The following is a 15,879-nucleotide window of genomic DNA, read 5'->3' on the forward strand; positions in this document are numbered from 1 at the left end:
CGCAATGTGGGCAAAAGGTGACAGGTTTTTTAGTCAAACCTAACGCATTTCGGTGGGCGCATCGGCTCCGATCAGCGTCAGGCCGGACGTCAAAACGTCCGAAACAGCCTGCACCAGCCCTAGTCTGGCATGCGTCAATTGTCGGTCGTTAACCTTAACAAAACGTAAGTCCGGATTCTCGGTGCCGCGGTTCCAATGTCCGTGGAAGCTGGAGGCGAGATCGTAGAGGTAGAATGCCAGTCGGTGCGGCTCGAGCGCAAGGGCCGCGGATTCAATCAGCCGCGGATATTCGGCAAGCTTCCTGATCAGGCCGATCTCGCCTTCGTCGGTCAGCGAAGCGGTGGCGGCGGCCAGCCGACTGCGGTCAAAATTGGCCTCGCCCAACTGTTCGCTCGCCTGCCGGAACACCGAATGGCAGCGCGCCGAGGCGTACTGCACGTAGAACACCGGATTGTCCTTCGACTGTTCTGTCACCTTGGCGAAGTCGAAATCGAGCGGCGCATCGTTCTTGCGGTATAGCATCATGAAGCGGATCGGATCGCGGCCGACCTCCTCCACCACTTCGCGCAGCGTCACGAAATCGCCCGACCGCTTCGACATGCGCACCGGTTCGCCCTCGCGAAAAAGCCTCACCAACTGGCAAAGCAGCACGGTAAGCTTCACCTCGTCGCCGGAAATCGCCCGGGCGAGCGCTTCCAGGCGCTTCACATAGCCGCCATGATCGGCGCCAAGCACATAGATCAGTTCGACGAAACCGCGATCGACCTTGTCCTTCAAATAGGCGACGTCCGCGGCGAAATAGGTGAAGGTGCCGTCCGACTTGACCAGCGCCCGATCCATGTCGTCGCCGACCGCCGTCGAGCGGAACAGCGTCTGCTCGCGATCCTCCCAGTCGTCCGGCTTCTCGCCCTTGGGCGGCGGCAGCTTGCCCTTGTAAATGTGGCCCTTGAGCGTCAGGTCGTTGATCGCCGAGCGGATTTTCCGGGCGTTGTCGGCGTGCAGCGTGCGCTCCGAGAAAAAGACGTCGTGATGCACGTTGAGCAGCGCCAGATCCTCACGGATCATCGCCATCATCGCATCGATCGTCCTGTCCTTGACGATGGCAAGCGCTTCCTCGTCGGCCATCCGCAGCAAGGAGCGGCCGAATTCGCTAGCCAACCCCTGGCCGATCGGGATCAGATAATCGCCCGGATAAAGCCCGGCAGGAATCTCGCCGATATCATCGCCGAGCGCTTCGCGGTAACGCAGCATGGCAGAGCGGCCGAGCACGTCGATCTGCGAACCAGCGTCGTTGATGACATATTCCTTGGTCACGTCATAACCGGCGAAGGCCATCAGATTGGCGAGCGCATCACCCACCACAGCGCCACGGCAATGGCCGACATGCATCGGCCCGGTCGGGTTGGCCGAGACATATTCGACATTGGCCTTTCTGCCGCCGCCGACCGTCGAGCGGCCGTAATTGCGGCCTTCGCCGAGCAGCGCAGTCAGGTGCACCTGCCAGAATGCGTCCCTGAGCCTGAGATTGACGAACCCCGGACCGGCGACGTCTGCGGCGGCGATGTCGATGTCGGCACGCAGCGCCTGCGCCAGCTTTTCAGCCAGTGCGCGTGGCGACTGGCCGGTCGGCTTGGCCAGCACCATCGCGGCATTGGTCGCCAGGTCGCCATGGCTGGGGTCGCGCGGCGGCTCGACAGCGATGCGCGATAGGTCCAGCGAACCCCCGTCCTTGTCTTTCAAATCAAGCGCTTCGACAGCTCTGGTGATTCGCGCGTTGAAATCGGCGAAGATGTTCATTGGTGTGGCTCTGGGGTGTGGCTCTGGCGGCTTTGCAGGAATCCGGCTTATTGGCCGGCAAATCGAGCTCGGCCTAGCTTAATTCAGGCGTATGGTCAAACAAACGGCGGTGTTCTTTCAATGCGTAGGTATCCGTCATGCCCGCCAGGAAATCGGCGACGCTGCGCGCCTTGATGCGATCGTCGGCCCGGTCGAGCCCTTCGCGCCAGCCATCGGGCATGGCGCGCGGATCGGCGAAATAGACCTCGAACAGGTCGTTGACGATCTGCTCGGCCTCGTTGCGCACGCGCATGACCTCGCTGTGCCGGTAGAGATGCTTGTAGAGAAAGGCCTTCAATTCCTTTTCGAACGCGGCCATTTCGGCTGAAAAGGTGACCATCGTCTCGCCTGCTGCCCTTACCGCGTCGGCGCTGTCCGGCTTGATGCGGGCCAGATTGGCGGTGGTGGAAACGATGACATCCTCGACCATCATCGTGATCTGCCGTCGCATCAGTTCGTGCCCTGTCCTCACATCGTCCAGCGCCGGATAGCGCCGGCGCACGCCTTCAAGGATCGAGCCGGGCAGCGAGACCTTTTCCAGCATGTCCAGCGTCAGGATGCCTGATCTCAGGCCGTCGTCGATGTCATGGGTGTTGTAGGCGATGTCGTCGGCGATTGCCGCGCACTGCGCCTCGATGCCGGCGAAGCGGTCGAGCTCGAGGTCGTGCAGCTCCGAATAGTCTCGGATCGCTTGCGGCACCGGCCCCTTCAGGCCTTTTCCCCTGGCGTCGGTCAGCGGGCCGTTGTGCTTGACCAGCCCCTCCAGCGTTTCCCAGGTGAGGTTCAGCCCGTCGAATTCGGCATAGCGGCTCTCCAGCCGCGTCACCACGCGCAGCGATTGCGCATTGTGGTCGAAACCGCCCCAGGCGGCCATCTTGTCGTTCAGCGCGTCCTCGCCAGTATGGCCGAAGGGCGTGTGACCGAAATCGTGCACCAGCGCCACCGCCTCGGCCAGATCCTCGTCGCCGCGCAGCGCCCGCGCCAGGGCGCGCGCAATCTGCGCCACCTCTATCGAATGCGTCAGCCGGGTGCGGTAATGGTCGCCCTCATGCGCGACGAACACCTGCGTCTTGTGCTTCAGCCGGCGGAATGCCGTCGAATGGATGATGCGGTCGCGGTCGCGCTGGAACGGCGTGCGGGTCGGGCTCTCCACCTCGGCGAACAGGCGCCCGCGCGACTTTGCCGGATCGCAGGCATAGGCTGCGCGCGGCCGATAGCCGAATCCGATGTCGCCTAACTCATTTGTCATCGCCGCTGCCGCAGTTGACTTGCCATCTCGCGCTTCATACCTATCATGGGAAACCGAAAGCAAGGTGACGCCCATGGGCGCTGATGCCAAGACTGCCATGAAAGTCGAGATGACCGACGCCGCCGCCAGGCGGATCGCCAAGATTATATCTGGCGAAGCCGGCAAGAAGGCGCTGCGCGTTTCGGTCGAGGGCGGCGGCTGCTCCGGTTTCTCCTACAAATTCGACCTTGTCGACACGCGCAACGATGACGACGTCGCCATCGAGAAGGACGGCGCCACCGTGCTGATAGACGACCTCTCGCTGGTCTATATGGGTGGCTCGGTGATCGATTTCGTCGACGACTTGATGGGCCAGTCGTTCCAGATCAGGAACCCGAATGCGGTCGCGTCGTGCGGCTGCGGCACTAGTTTCAGTATATGAAATTATGAAGCCGCTGCTCGAGGGCCATGAGGATCCTTTGACGGTCCTTGTCGCCCGCGAGATAGAGGCAATTTCCGATGTCGATATCGTTGGTTGGGCCAAGCGCCACACCGCACTTTCGTGCTACGCCGAAGACGCTGCCTACGTGCAACTCGCGCGATCCAACCCGCGGAATGCCGTTAACCTTGCGAAAGCTCATGGCCATTTGAGGTCGCTGATCGCGCGGTGTTTTCCCGATTTCAACGACAAGTCCGATGAAGCCAAGGAAATAGCACGTAAGCTGTTCCTTCGACGCATTCGGACTTACCTTGACGGCGAACTGGAACCCTTTCAGGTCTGCCGTATGGTGTCGCCGATTGAAGAAAGATACGATTTTCTAAACTGGCTTGGAGACCTTTACAACGGCTGTGATTGGATGGACGAGAATGCAACGCGCGAGCAGGCATCGCACCTGCGATGGATGATAGAGCAAATACTCGCGGAAAATGCCGAAGCCCAACCTTTCGGGAGTGAATGAACATGCGCCGCGTCGGCGCGGTCCGTCAGGTCGCGCTTTCAGCCGGGCGCGATCTCGATGCAACGCTGACGTTCTGGCATGACGTGCTCGGCATGACGGTGCACGCACGCTTTGATCCGCCCGGCATCGCCTTCATCATGGCCGGCGACGTGCGGCTGCTGTTCACCGATGGCCTGCCGGCCGGCACCGTCTATCTCGACATTTCGGGCCTCGACGATTTCCACGCCTCGGCAAAAGCCGCCGGTGTCCCCTTCACCGCGCCGCCGATGCTCGTCCATCGCGATACCGAAGGCCTGTTCGGGCCGGCGGGGGAAAGCGAATGGATGGCCTTCCTAAAGGACCCGGCAGGCAATACGATCGGCCTCGTCGAACGTCATCCGCCGGAACATCAATGAGGCCGTCATGAAAATCGTCACCTGGAACATTAACGGCGTTCGGGCCCGCATCGGCAATTTGACCCATTGGCTGACGGAAAGCGCGCCTGATATCGCCTGCCTGCAGGAGATCAAGACGGTCGACGAGCAGTTTCCGCGCGCCGAGATCGAGGCGCTTGGCTACAACGTCGAAATCTATGGCCAAAAGGGTTTTAATGGCGTCGCCATCCTGTCGAAACTGCGCTTCGACGAGGTTATCAGAGGCCTGCCGGGCGACGATGCCGACGATCAGGCGCGTTTCATCGAGGGCGTGTTCTCGACCGACAAGGGCGCGTTGCGCGTTGCCTCGCTCTACTTGCCGAACGGCAACCCGATCGATGACGAGAAGAAGTTCTCCTACAAGCTGTCCTGGATGGCGCGGCTGGAGCGCTGGGCCGAGGAAAGGCTCTCGCTCGAAGAGGCCCTGGTGTTGGCCGGCGACTACAATGTCATCCCCGAATACATCGATGCGAAATTCCCGGAGAACTGGCTCAGCGATGCGCTGTTCCAGCCGCAGACCAGGCAGGCGTTTCGCCGGCTGAAGAACCTCGGCTTCACCGAAGCCGTGCGCGCGGTCACCGACTCGCCGGACATTTTTACTTTCTGGGACTACCAGGCCGGCGCCTGGCAGAAGAACAACGGCATCCGCATCGATCACTTGCTGCTCTCGCCCGAGGCCGCCAACCGCTTTTCCTCGGTCTCGATCGAAAAGCACGTGCGCGCCTGGGAAAAACCCTCCGACCATGTGCCGGTGGCCGTCGAACTGGCTTTTGCGCCGATCTGATCATTTCGAGGTCCGGACCGCCGGATTCCCGGTTGATGGACCGTCATATCGCCACAATCGGGGGTTCCGCTGCAGTCCGGGTTCGGCCGGGGTTCAGAATGACGATCAGGTTTGCGATTTGCCTATGTGCCGCCGCGCTCGCCCTCGCGGCGACGCCGGCTTTTGCCGATCCTGAATGCCTGGCCAACGGAAAGTCATTCCAGATCGGCCAGGTCGCCTGCCTGACGCTTTCCGGCCGGAGCCACCTCGCCCGCTGCGACATGGTGCTCAACAACACGTCATGGACAAAGATTCGGGACGATTGTCCGGGAACCACGCTGGTGCCGCCGGCCACGCCGATTTCAACGCCGGAGTCCGGCCTCGTTCCGACGAAACCGACCGAGAATTGATCTCGGCTGTCCGACTTCGAGATACCCATTCTTCCTGACTATTGGCTTTGTGACTGGCTTCGCGACTACCGGTCGCCGCCGCCCTTTGTGAGGATGTCGTCGGCCAGCGAAATCGCGGTGCGGCGGTCGGCCTCGCCCGCGGCGGCAAACGCCTCTTCCTGCATGCCGCGTATCCATGGCTGGTCGGAAGGCGAGGCCCGCTCGAGTGCCGCGGTCATCATCGCCAGCCCCCGAACGATCTTGCCGCTCTGGAAAAGCAGGTGGCCGAGCGTCGCCTGCGCGCCGGCATGCCCTTTTTCCGCAGCGAGCTGGAACCACCGCCCGGCCTGCTTCAGGCTAGCCTTGACGCCGCCCTTGCCATTCAGAAAGATCTGGCCCATCTCGAACTGGGCATTCGGGTTGCGGTAATTGGCGGCGGCGCGCATGTAATATTCCTGGGCCGCCACCTCGTTCTCTGTGATGGGGCTGCCGGGGATGCCCTTCCTCAGATAATCGCCGAGCGCCACGAGCGCGTCCGACACATAGCTCTCTTCCGGCGAACCGGGCTCGACGTCCTGGTCGACGATCTCGCTGAAGAACTTGAACGCCGCATAATCGTCGCGCTCCACGCCGTCACCCTCGGCATACATACGCGCAAGCTTCCAGGTGGCGCCGATCTGGCCGTTTTCGGCCGCGTACTTATAAGCCTCCGCGGCCTGCTCCTTGCGGCCGTTCTTATAAGCGGAGAAGCCGAACTGAAACACCGCCCACGGGCTGGACTGCGGCTTCACGCCGGTCTTGTCGTCGAACACCTTATCGTCGAAGGCCATGGCCTGGCCCGCGGCGCCCAAGGTCGCGCCAAAAGTGGCGATCGCGACCAGTGCCGAAAAGACAGACAACCTCAGCAACTCAGATATCCGCATAACAATGTGTTTCTTTCGCACCACCGGGATGGGTGACCGCGCCGTCGCGGGCAGGCCCTACCGTTTGCGCATACTTCCAGATCGCGCCCGACTGATAGTCGGTCGCGCGCGCCTTCCATGCCTTCGCCCTGGCCGCCAGTTCGGCGTCGGACAGCGCCACCTCGATCGTGCCGCTCACCGCGTCGATCGAGATCAAATCGCCATCCCTGAGCAGCCCGATCGGACCACCCACGGCGGCTTCCGGCCCGACATGGCCGATGCAGAAGCCGCGTGTCGCGCCCGAAAAACGTCCGTCGGTGATGAGAGCCACCTTGCCGCCCATGCCCTGGCCGTAGAGAGCAGCTGTCGTCGATAGCATTTCGCGCATGCCCGGACCGCCGCGCGGTCCCTCGTAGCGGATGACGAGGACCTCGCCTTCGCTGTAGCTGCGATCCGTAACCGCCTGGAAACATTCCTCTTCCGAATCGAAGCAGCGTGCCGGACCAGAGAATTTCAGCTCCGACATGCCCGCGACCTTCACGATCGCGCCTTCGGGGGCAAGGTTTCCCTTCAAGCCCACGACGCCACCCGTTTGGGTGATTGGTCGGTTGGCGGGACGGACCACATCCTGGCTATCATTCCACGCAACGTGCTCCATATTTTCGGCTAAAGTGCGGCCGGTCACCGTCAGGCAGTCGCCATGTAGATAGCCGTGGTCGAGCAACGTCTTCATCAAAAGCGGAATGCCGCCGGCCTCGAACATGTCCTTGGCGACATATTTGCCGCCCGGCTTCAGGTCGGCGATGTAGGGCGTCTTCTCGAAGATCCTGGCGACGTCGAACAGGTCGAACTTTATCCCGGCCTCATGCGCGATCGCCGGCAAATGCAGCGCTGCGTTGGTCGAGCCGCCGGTGGCCGAAACCACGGTCGCCGCATTCTCCAGCGCCTTCAGCGTGACGATGTCGCGCGGGCGGATATTGTTTGCGATCAGCTCCATGATCTTTTCGCCGGCGGCGAAATTGAAGCGGTCGCGCATCTCGTAGGGCGCCGGCGCTCCGCAGGAATAGGGCAGCGCCAGGCCGATGGCCTCGGCGACGGTGGCCATGGTGTTGGCGGTGAACTGGGCGCCGCAGGAGCCGGCCGACGGACAAGCGGCTTGTTCGATTTCGAGGAGTTCGGCGTCACCGATCGTGCCGACCGAGTGCTGGCCGACGGCCTCGAACACATCCTGCACGGTGATCTGGCGGCCCTTGTAGGAACCGGGCAGGATCGAACCGCCATAGATGAAGATCGACGGCACGTTGAGCCGCACCATGGCCATCATCATGCCGGGCAGCGACTTGTCGCAACCGGCAAGGCCAACCAGTGCATCGTAGCAATGGCCGCGCATGGTGAGTTCGACCGAATCGGCGATGACCTCGCGCGACACCAGCGACGATTTCATGCCCTGGTGGCCCATGGCGATGCCGTCGGTGACGGTGATGGTGCAGAATTCGCGTGGCGTGCCGTTAGCCGCGGCGACGCCCTTTTTGACCACCTGCGCCTGGCGCATCAGCGAGATGTTGCACGGTGCCGCCTCGTTCCAGCAGCTCGCGACACCGACCAGCGGCTGCGCGATCTCGGCCGCCGACAATCCCATCGCATAGAGATAGGAGCGGTGCGGCGCGCGCGCCGGACCGACGGTCACATAGCGGCTGGGCAGCTTGGTCTTGGAGATGACTCTGGCGTTCATACTCTTCCCTTGCCGCGAGCGGTGCGACCTGCCCCATTGCCGAGCCTTTTGGCACATGCCCTGAGACGAATTCGAGGTGCGCCGGGTTTATGGCGGGAAGTAGGCAATGTCGGCGGGCGCCCTTGTGGCGCGAGGGTTGTTCAGAAACTGTTGCCAAAACATCACGATCGCGTGAGGCAGAGGGAAGCGGCGTCGTTGCAACGCCGCTTGGTTGCCGGGAAGCCCCCCTCAAGTAAAAAAGTCGGGCATGACCCGGCTTTTTACTATTGAAAACATGCATTTAGAACTTGACTTTAACCGAAGCTGAGCCGGCAAGGAGCAGATCGTCGTCGTACGTGTAGGTGATGGCATTTGCCGTGTCGCCAACACCGGTGAAGGTCGACGACCCACTGGTCAGAACACCGATCGAGCCACCAAGTCTGACCTCGATCTTGTCGTTCGGCGAATAAGAAATGCCGCTGGCCACGGACCAGGTGTCCGACTGATAGCCGGAGGTCGTCGAGGTCCCACGGTCCCAGGTCAGCGAAACCGCGCCAGACAATTGGTCGGTGAACTTGTGAGCTATGCCGCCCGAAACCGTCCAGCCATCGCGATAAAGCAGATCGAAAGAAACGGACGAGGGTGTACCGAAAACCGGGTTAATCACGCCGTTAATTGGAATAATGCCAAGCTTGCTCCACTCCTGCCAGCGAACCGAGCCAAAGGCCAACCAGCCAGGCGCTATCCCGCTCTGCAGCTTGAATTCCACGGCCTGGGGTATCTCGGCCGAGGCGGAGACAGGGAACACTCCGGTAACATTTCCTAGCGGCCCACCTGCAAATCCGGTCGTGTCGACGGTTCCCGACAGTCCGTCATATTTGTAGCTCGAAGAGTACATCAAGCTTGCGCGCAAGGCGATTTCGGGAATTTCATAAGCGGCGCCCACGCGCCAACCCCATGCCTCGTCGGAAAGCTTGAATTTTCCGAGGCCGGTATTGCCGAAGGCCAGCAAGGTCTGGCGCGACAGAAACGCATCGACCTCCTGGTAGGAGACGCCGCCGATGAACCGCAGGGAGCCCTTGCCGACGTTTATCTTGTAGGAGCAGGTAAGGCCGAAATCATTTGTTTTGACGTAGTATTCGACCGCGGTTGGCGAATAGGCGTTGTTCATTCCGAAGTCTGCCTCCGCACCATACGGTTCCGTATAGCTCGCAAGGCAATCCACTGGTTCAAAAATGTTGGCCTTGATACCGATGCGCGGCACCGCATAGTCGCCGTCGACATCCACTGACGAAGACGACATTCCCGAGCCATCCAGGCGCTGCACATTCTTCAGTGTGCGCTGTGGCGAAACATAGGTGACGCCGGCGTCGAACGAATATGGCGCGGCATCAAACAACTGGTCAATGTTGACACCGCCCCGGTCGAAGCCGCCCGCGTTCGCAACGCCCGAAATCAACAGCGAAAAGCACCCCGCCCCCAGCAGCGCTTTCAGACGCAAATTGTTCATGACTCTCCTCCCCGAATACGAATGGACGAAGCTAGAACCAAATCAGGTTAACGGCGCAACAACGAATTCTCGACGCGTACATGTACGCCTTCGCCGACCGCATTTTAGACAATGTGACAGCTTCACCGCAGAGCGGGAAAACGGCTCATTTGGCTGCAAATCTAGAAAAAACTCGGAAAACTCGCATGGAACGGCGCAAAAACGGCCCGTTTTGCGAGAACGAACCCCATTTGTTACATTATGGCAACAATAGGGCTAAAACATTCCGTTTACGTCAAGATTTACGCTGCGGAATGCCTATTTTCGTGGCAGGGACCCCGTCCGAAAAGCAGGTTCGGAGACTCGCGAACCTAGAGCATCGGACCCAAAGCGGCGCCCGGTTTTGGGACAATCCGATGCTCAGAAAATCTGATTCTCAAACACCAGAGATAGGTCAACCGGCTTCACGCACCCGCGTCAGCGCCACCGAAAGCTTTTCTTGCGCCTCGCGATATTCGGCGAGTTTTTCGCGCTCGGCTTCCACGACATCTTCCGGCGCGTTGGCGACGAATTTCTCGTTGGACAGCTTCTTGTGCAGGCGGGCGATCTCTTCGGTCACCTTGACCAGCTCCTTCTGCAGCCGCGCCGCCTCGGCGGTAAGGTCGATCAGGCTGCCGAGCGGCAAGCAGATGGTCGCCTCGTTGAGCACGATCTGGGCGGAGCCTTTGGGCGCCGCATCGACCAGCGAGATGTCGCCGACCCGCGCCAGCCGCTTGATGGCCGACGCCTGGCGCTCAAGCCTTTCGTGGGTTGCGGTATTGGCGCCGATCACCATCAGCGGCGCGATCGCCGCCGGAGGCACGTTCATTTCCGAGCGTACGGAGCGGATGCCGGAGACGAGATCGACCAGCCAGTTGATGTCGGCGGCCGCTGCCTCATCCTCGAAGCCTGGCGACGGCCACGCGGCATGGCACAGCAGCGACGGCCGTTCCTTGCCCTCGCCTGATGTCTCAGCCCACAGCTCTTCGGTCATGAATGGCATCATCGGATGCAGCAGCTTATAGATCTCGTCGAGCACGAAGGCGACACAAGCCCGGCTTTCGGCCTTGGCAGCCTCGTCCGGACCTGTGAACACCGGCTTCAGCAGTTCCAGGTACCAGTCGCAGAACAGGTTCCAGACGAAGCGGTAGGCCGCACCCGCAGCCTCGTTGAACCGGTATGAGGTGATGCCATCGGTGATTTCGCGCGCGGCGCGCGTCAGTTCGGTCAGGATCCAGCGGTTGACCGCCAGCTTGGCGTCGTTCAGCCAGAACTCATCGTTCCTCGCGACGTCGTTCATCTCGGCAAAGCGCGTCGCGTTCCACAGCTTGGTGCCGAAGTTGCGGTAGCCGGCGATGCGGGCCGGATCGAGCTTCACGTCGCGTCCTTGCGCAGCCATCACCGTCAGCGTGAAGCGCAGCGCGTCGGCGCCGTATTCGTCGATGAGTTCGAGCGGGTCGATGACGTTGCCTTTCGACTTCGACATCTTCTGCCCGTTCTTGTCGCGCACCAGCGCATGGACATAGACGGTGTGGAACGGCTCCTCGTCCATGAAATGCAGGCCCATCATCATCATGCGGGCGACCCAGAAGAAGATGATGTCGAAGCCGGTCACCAGCACGTCGGTCTGGTAGTAGGTCTTCAGCTCCGGCGTCTGGTCCGGCCAGCCAAGCGTCGAGAACGGCCACAGCGCCGACGAGAACCATGTGTCGAGCACATCCTCGTCGCGGGTCAGGATCTCGCCCGGCTTGAAGTTTTCGAGCTTGTCCTCGACCCAGGCCTTCCATGGCCCTTCCAGCGCCAGATAATATTCGACGGCGGCTGCGAGCGCCTCCTCCTCGGTCTTCTCGACGAAGACGCGTCCGTCCGGCCCGTACCAGGCCGGGATCTGGTGACCCCACCAGAGCTGGCGCGAAATGCACCAGGGCTGGATGTTCTCCATCCAGTCAAAATAGGTCTTTTCCCAGTTTTTCGGCACGAAATTGGTACGGCCCTCGCGCACCGAGGCAATCGCCGGCCTGGCGAGCTCCGCCGCGTTCGCATACCATTGTTCGGTCAGGAACGGTTCGATCGGCACGCCGCCGCGATCGCCATGCGGCACGGCATGGCGATGCGGCTCGACCTTTTCGAGGAAACCGCCCGCTTCCATCAGCTCGACGATCTTCTTGCGCGCGACGAAACGATCGAGGCCGTCGAGTTCATCCCAGACGGCCTGGCGCTCGGGCGTCATCTCCAGCCCGGCGAGAAAGTCGTCATTGTCCGTGAGGGCGACCGCCGCCTCGACGGTGAGGATATTGATCGCTGGCAGCTTATGGCGCCTGCCGACCTCGAAGTCGTTGAAGTCGTGCGCCGGCGTGATCTTGACCGCGCCGCTGCCTTTCTCCGGATCGGAATATTGGTCCGCCACCACCGGGATCTTGCGGCCGACGATCGGCAGGACGAGGTTCTTGCCGACCAGATCCCGGAAACGCTCGTCGTCGGGATGCACCGCCACCGCCGTATCGCCCAGCATCGTTTCGGGACGCGTCGTCGCTACGGTGATGAAGGTTTGTGGATTTTCCGGATCGAAGACCTCGCCCTCGACGGGATAGCGGAAATGCCAGAGATTGCCGTTGACCTCCTGCTGTTCGACCTCGAGGTCGGAAATCGCAGTCAAGAGCTTCGGGTCCCAGTTCACAAGGCGCTTGTCCTTGTAGATCAGGCCTTCCTTGTAGAGCGTGACGAACACTTCGAGCACCGCCTTGGACAGGCCCTCGTCCATGGTGAAACGCTCCCGGCTCCAGTCGGCGGAGGCTCCCAGCCGCTTCAACTGGTTGAGGATCGCGCCGCCGGATTCGGCTTTCCACTCCCAGACTTTCTCGATGAACTCATCGCGCGTCAGGTCGCGGCGGTGGATCTGCTTCTCCATGAGCTGGCGCTCGACCACCATCTGCGTGGCTATGCCGGCATGGTCCATGCCGGGCTGCCACAGCACGTTCTTGCCGCGCATGCGCTCGAAGCGCACCAGAATGTCCTGCAGCGTGTTGTTGAGCGCATGGCCCATATGCAGCGAACCGGTGACGTTCGGCGGCGGGATGACGATGGTGAAGGCTTCCGCGCCCTCCTCGGCGCCTGCGCCGGCACGAAACGCGTCGGCCTCCTCCCAGATTTTGGCGATCTTCGGCTCGACGATTTTGGCGTCGTAGGTTTTTTCGAGCATAGGGAAATGGTCCGAGCTGTCGGGTTTTTGCTGGTCCGGTGTAAATCGGAAGGTTTTGGCCAAGTCAACCGCGAGGCGGCAGGCGAGCGGGCTCGCCTGCCATACAGATAGATCGGACAAGATCACAGGCAATGCCACTGCCGAGGCCGTGGGCATTGCATCGCGCATCAACGAAGACGCCGCCCGCAAGCGGCGGGGTTCATCTGTCGACCGTCGGAATTATTACTGCGCGCCGCGCGCCACGCGTTCGATTTCCTCGCGCACCAGCCGCTCGACCAGCGTTGGCAGATTGTTGTCCAGCCAGTCCTGCAGCATCGGCCTCAGCATCTCCTCGGCCATCTCGTCGAAGGTTTTCTTGCTGCGGCTGGCGAACGCATCGGAAAGCTCGCCGAAGGCGGCGGCGACCTGCCGGCCCGTATGTTCGGAAAGGATCGCCGGACGAGTGGGCAGTGCCTCGCTTGTCGCCGGGCGCGTCAACCCGCTTCTGGGCGGGGCCGGCTCGAAAGCAGGTTCGGCCGCGTCGAAAACCTCGGGCTTCGGTTCGGCGTCCGGCGTCCGTCGCCCCTCGGCCGCGTCCGGGGTGTTGTCCGGCTTGGCCGCGGTCACCGCTTCGCCGACGGCGCCGATCTCACGCCGCCAATCGGCAACGATGCTGTCGGTCGTCTCCGCAACCCTTGCCGTCGCAGGCGCATCCGGCTCCGGCCTGGCGGCTGGGGCCGGCTCGGCAGCGATCCTGGCACCAGCGAGCGTCACGGGCGCTTTGACCGGAGCCGGATCGGAACGCACCCGCGGCTCCATGCGTGCGATGACGGGCTCGACGGCCGACGGTGGCGCCTGCACCTCGGTCAGCGTGACCGGCCCCCTGGCGTCCAATCCTGAACGCAATTCGGCGCGAAACGTGCTCACCTCAGGCGGCGTCCTGGCTGCCTCCGGCGGCGCTCCGCCTGCCGCCGCTGGCGCCCCGCCTGCCTCCGGCGGCGCTCCGCCTGCCGCCGCTGGCGCCCCGCCTGCCGCCGCTGGCGCCCCGCCTACCGCCGGTGCCGGCACGGCAACCGACGCCAGATCCTGCAGCAGGTCGTCCGCCTCATCCGGCTGCTTGCGGCCGGTATCGTTGTCCTCGATGATCCTCCTGATGGAAGCCAGTATCTCCTCCATCGAAGGTTCGCGCTGTACGCTGCTTGCCGTCGCCATCGTCACATCCGCCGCCCTTGTGACTCGTTGCAGATTTCCTGTCCGGCCAAAGCCGGATTCGAATCATGCCAACAGCGTAACCCACGGATCGACTTACGAGAATCCCCAATCTGAGGGCATGTTGGATTTCAACAGATTAGAGCCCGCGCGCCCTTTTTTGCCCGCGCGGGCTCTAAATAGCTTGAAACTGGACGGAAGTTGAAACTGGTGAGGTGATCAGCGGCCGTCTGGCGTGCGCAGGCCGAACCACTTGTCCTTGACCGCATTGTAATGTTCTTCGGGTCTGTATTTCGTCACCTGAAGGGCGAGACGATCGACCGAAAGACGACCGATAGCAGACAGGATGGCATAGCTCGCCACCACCAAATCGCGTTCGGAACTGGCCTGGTTGATCTTGGCGTTGATGAGGGTGGCCTGGGCGTTGAGAACGTCGAGCGTGGTGCGCTGGCCGACATTGCGCTCCTCGATGACCCCGCTCAAGGCAAGCTGCGCGGCGGCGATCACCTGCCTGTTGGCCACCACGCTTTGCTGGGCGGCGATATATTGCGTCCACGCCGAGGTCACGGCTTGCCGCACGGTGTCGCGGCTTACATCGACCTCGATCCGGGCCTGGCTGAGCGATTCCTTGTTCTGACGCACTATCGCCGACGTCCGCCCGCCCGAATAGATCGGTATAGTCAAGGTGGCACCGATGTTGGCCGAATTGGTTGTGCCATCCTGCCCCGTCCCGAGATCGCCGCCCGGACTCTCCCTGAGATAGTCGCTGGAAACGCCCGCAGAAGCCGAAAGCTGCGGCAGCAGCGCGCCTTCGGCCGATTTCACCGAAAACGCCGCCGCGTCGACCAGATGCTGGGTGGAGAGGATGGCCGGGTGCTCGCTGGCTGCAATCGCGATCGCCGCATCGAGGTTCGACGGCAACAGCTTCGACAGCGGCGAAGCGGCCCTGAGCCTGCCTGGCTCATCGCCGACGATCTGGCGATAAGTCGCAGCGCTTGCCAGCGCCTGCGCGCGGGCGGCGGCCAGTTCCGCCACAGCGGAGGAGCGCTCGGCATCGGCCTGGGCAACGTCGGTGCGGGTGCCTTCGCCGACTTCGAAGCGCGAACGCGCGGCGCGCGCCTGCTCGGTCAGGAACTGCAGGTTCTGCTCCGTCAGCACCGCCACCTGGCGGTCGCGAATCACGTCCATGTAGGCGCTTGCCGCGTTGAACAGAGTGTTCTCTTCGGTGTTGCGCAGGCTCTCGAACGAGGCGCGGACCTGGGATTCGGCTGCAGCGACGTTGTTCCTGGTCTGAAAGCCGTCGAACAGGGTCTGGTCGATCTGGACGCCGAAGTTGCCGGTGGTCAAACGCGTGCTTCGGTTCGCGCCGGGTACATTGCCGCGGGCATTGAAATGTTCGCTGGAGTAGTCGATGTTGGCAGAACCGGTGATGGTCGGGCGCCAGCCGGACTTGGCGATGGCAACGCTCTCATCGGTGACGCGGACGCCGGCACGAGCCGAATTGAGCTCGGAATTGTTCTGGTAGGCTTTTGAAAGTGCGCCGAGAATGGTTTCCGCCGAGGCGCCCAGCGGAGAAAGCGCGGTCGCCGAGAAGAGGACGGCGGCAAAAAGGCTCTTGCGTAAAGACGGCACGTTATTCCCTCATTCGTTTTGCATGGGAACCACACCGCGCCGGCTTCTCCCATTTGAGCAGCCGACGCGGTGTGTTTCAGGTCCCCTGCTGTCAGCCCCCAAAAGAACACCCCGGTTATGCGGATCAGCAA

At 62.1% G+C, this 15,879-nt stretch carries 13 protein-coding genes; 5 read left to right on the forward strand and 8 right to left on the reverse strand.

The window, feature by feature from the left end; all coding sequences use genetic code 11:
* Nucleotides 1–39 precede the first annotated feature (39 nt).
* Nucleotides 40–1,797: an arginine--tRNA ligase gene (gene argS, locus AC0L3N_RS10750; RefSeq protein WP_473547603.1), complete on the reverse strand. Its 1,758-nt coding sequence runs from the start codon at nucleotides 1,795–1,797 to the stop codon at nucleotides 40–42.
* A 73-nt stretch (nucleotides 1,798–1,870) separates the two neighbouring features.
* Nucleotides 1,871–3,085: a deoxyguanosinetriphosphate triphosphohydrolase gene (locus AC0L3N_RS10755; protein ID WP_473547604.1), complete on the reverse strand. Its 1,215-nt coding sequence runs from the start codon at nucleotides 3,083–3,085 to the stop codon at nucleotides 1,871–1,873.
* A 73-nt stretch (nucleotides 3,086–3,158) separates the two neighbouring features.
* Between AC0L3N_RS10755 and erpA the strand changes: the two genes are divergently transcribed.
* The 5 genes from erpA to AC0L3N_RS10780 all read left to right on the forward strand — a co-directional run bounded on the left by erpA (nucleotide 3,159) and on the right by AC0L3N_RS10780 (nucleotide 5,609).
* Nucleotides 3,159–3,506 (forward strand): iron-sulfur cluster insertion protein ErpA, encoded by a 348-nt coding sequence (gene erpA / locus AC0L3N_RS10760; protein ID WP_095493771.1) that lies wholly within the window; start codon nucleotides 3,159–3,161, stop codon nucleotides 3,504–3,506.
* Nucleotides 3,507–3,510: 4 nt separating this feature from the next.
* Nucleotides 3,511–4,023 carry a hypothetical protein gene (locus tag AC0L3N_RS10765; RefSeq protein ID WP_473547605.1) on the forward strand — a complete coding sequence of 171 codons (513 nt, stop codon included), beginning with the start codon at nucleotides 3,511–3,513 and terminating at the stop codon, nucleotides 4,021–4,023.
* A 2-nt stretch (nucleotides 4,024–4,025) separates the two neighbouring features.
* Nucleotides 4,026–4,418, forward strand: a complete 393-nt coding sequence (locus AC0L3N_RS10770; RefSeq protein WP_473547634.1) for a VOC family protein — start codon at nucleotides 4,026–4,028, stop codon at nucleotides 4,416–4,418.
* Nucleotides 4,419–4,425: 7 nt separating this feature from the next.
* Complete coding sequence (gene xth / locus AC0L3N_RS10775; protein ID WP_123150642.1) at nucleotides 4,426–5,220, forward strand: exodeoxyribonuclease III; 795 nt, start codon at nucleotides 4,426–4,428, stop codon at nucleotides 5,218–5,220.
* A 98-nt stretch (nucleotides 5,221–5,318) separates the two neighbouring features.
* Nucleotides 5,319–5,609, forward strand: coding sequence for a hypothetical protein (locus tag AC0L3N_RS10780; protein WP_123150771.1), 291 nt, complete (start codon nucleotides 5,319–5,321; stop codon nucleotides 5,607–5,609).
* A gap of 65 nt (nucleotides 5,610–5,674) precedes the next feature.
* On the opposite strand, the gene AC0L3N_RS10785 is transcribed toward AC0L3N_RS10780, so the two are convergent.
* The 6 genes from AC0L3N_RS10785 to AC0L3N_RS10810 all read right to left on the reverse strand — a co-directional run bounded on the left by AC0L3N_RS10785 (nucleotide 5,675) and on the right by AC0L3N_RS10810 (nucleotide 15,748).
* On the reverse strand, nucleotides 5,675–6,511 hold the full coding sequence (locus AC0L3N_RS10785) for a tetratricopeptide repeat protein (protein WP_123150641.1): 837 nt from the start codon (nucleotides 6,509–6,511) through the stop codon (nucleotides 5,675–5,677).
* Entirely contained in the window at nucleotides 6,498–8,222 is a 1,725-nt protein-coding gene (gene ilvD / locus AC0L3N_RS10790) for a dihydroxy-acid dehydratase (protein ID WP_123150640.1), read from the reverse strand. Before ilvD ends, AC0L3N_RS10785 begins: the two co-directional genes overlap by 14 nt.
* Before the next feature lie 280 nt (nucleotides 8,223–8,502).
* Nucleotides 8,503–9,711 (reverse strand): OmpP1/FadL family transporter, encoded by a 1,209-nt coding sequence (locus tag AC0L3N_RS10795; RefSeq protein ID WP_473547606.1) that lies wholly within the window; start codon nucleotides 9,709–9,711, stop codon nucleotides 8,503–8,505.
* A gap of 433 nt (nucleotides 9,712–10,144) precedes the next feature.
* On the reverse strand, nucleotides 10,145–12,928 hold the full coding sequence (locus AC0L3N_RS10800; protein ID WP_473547607.1) for a valine--tRNA ligase: 2,784 nt from the start codon (nucleotides 12,926–12,928) through the stop codon (nucleotides 10,145–10,147).
* A 222-nt stretch (nucleotides 12,929–13,150) separates the two neighbouring features.
* Nucleotides 13,151–14,119 carry a PopZ family protein gene (locus AC0L3N_RS10805; RefSeq protein WP_473547608.1) on the reverse strand — a complete coding sequence of 323 codons (969 nt, stop codon included), beginning with the start codon at nucleotides 14,117–14,119 and terminating at the stop codon, nucleotides 13,151–13,153.
* Between the two features lie 216 nt (nucleotides 14,120–14,335).
* Nucleotides 14,336–15,748, reverse strand: a complete 1,413-nt coding sequence (locus AC0L3N_RS10810) for a TolC family outer membrane protein (protein ID WP_473547609.1) — start codon at nucleotides 15,746–15,748, stop codon at nucleotides 14,336–14,338.
* Nucleotides 15,749–15,879: the final 131 nt, after the last annotated feature.

It is taken from the genome of Mesorhizobium sp. WSM4807 (genome assembly GCF_055811615.1).

Excerpts from the sequence above, each read along its gene's own strand:
- AC0L3N_RS10795 (WP_473547606.1), bottom strand. The coding sequence starts at position 9,711 with ATGAACAATTTGCGTCTGAAAGCGCTGCTGGGGGCGGGGTGCTTTTCG.
- AC0L3N_RS10805 (WP_473547608.1), bottom strand. The coding sequence starts at position 14,119 with ATGGCGACGGCAAGCAGCGTACAGCGCGAACCTTCGATGGAGGAGATA.
- AC0L3N_RS10785 (WP_123150641.1), bottom strand. The coding sequence starts at position 6,511 with ATGCGGATATCTGAGTTGCTGAGGTTGTCTGTCTTTTCGGCACTGGTC.
- AC0L3N_RS10755 (WP_473547604.1), bottom strand. The coding sequence starts at position 3,085 with ATGACAAATGAGTTAGGCGACATCGGATTCGGCTATCGGCCGCGCGCA.
- AC0L3N_RS10770 (WP_473547634.1), top strand. The coding sequence starts at position 4,026 with ATGCGCCGCGTCGGCGCGGTCCGTCAGGTCGCGCTTTCAGCCGGGCGC.
- AC0L3N_RS10780 (WP_123150771.1), top strand. The coding sequence starts at position 5,319 with ATGACGATCAGGTTTGCGATTTGCCTATGTGCCGCCGCGCTCGCCCTC.
- erpA (WP_095493771.1), top strand. The coding sequence starts at position 3,159 with ATGGGCGCTGATGCCAAGACTGCCATGAAAGTCGAGATGACCGACGCC.
- ilvD (WP_123150640.1), bottom strand. The coding sequence starts at position 8,222 with ATGAACGCCAGAGTCATCTCCAAGACCAAGCTGCCCAGCCGCTATGTG.
- xth (WP_123150642.1), top strand. The coding sequence starts at position 4,426 with ATGAAAATCGTCACCTGGAACATTAACGGCGTTCGGGCCCGCATCGGC.
- argS (WP_473547603.1), bottom strand. The coding sequence starts at position 1,797 with ATGAACATCTTCGCCGATTTCAACGCGCGAATCACCAGAGCTGTCGAA.
- AC0L3N_RS10800 (WP_473547607.1), bottom strand. The coding sequence starts at position 12,928 with ATGCTCGAAAAAACCTACGACGCCAAAATCGTCGAGCCGAAGATCGCC.
- AC0L3N_RS10765 (WP_473547605.1), top strand. The coding sequence starts at position 3,511 with ATGAAGCCGCTGCTCGAGGGCCATGAGGATCCTTTGACGGTCCTTGTC.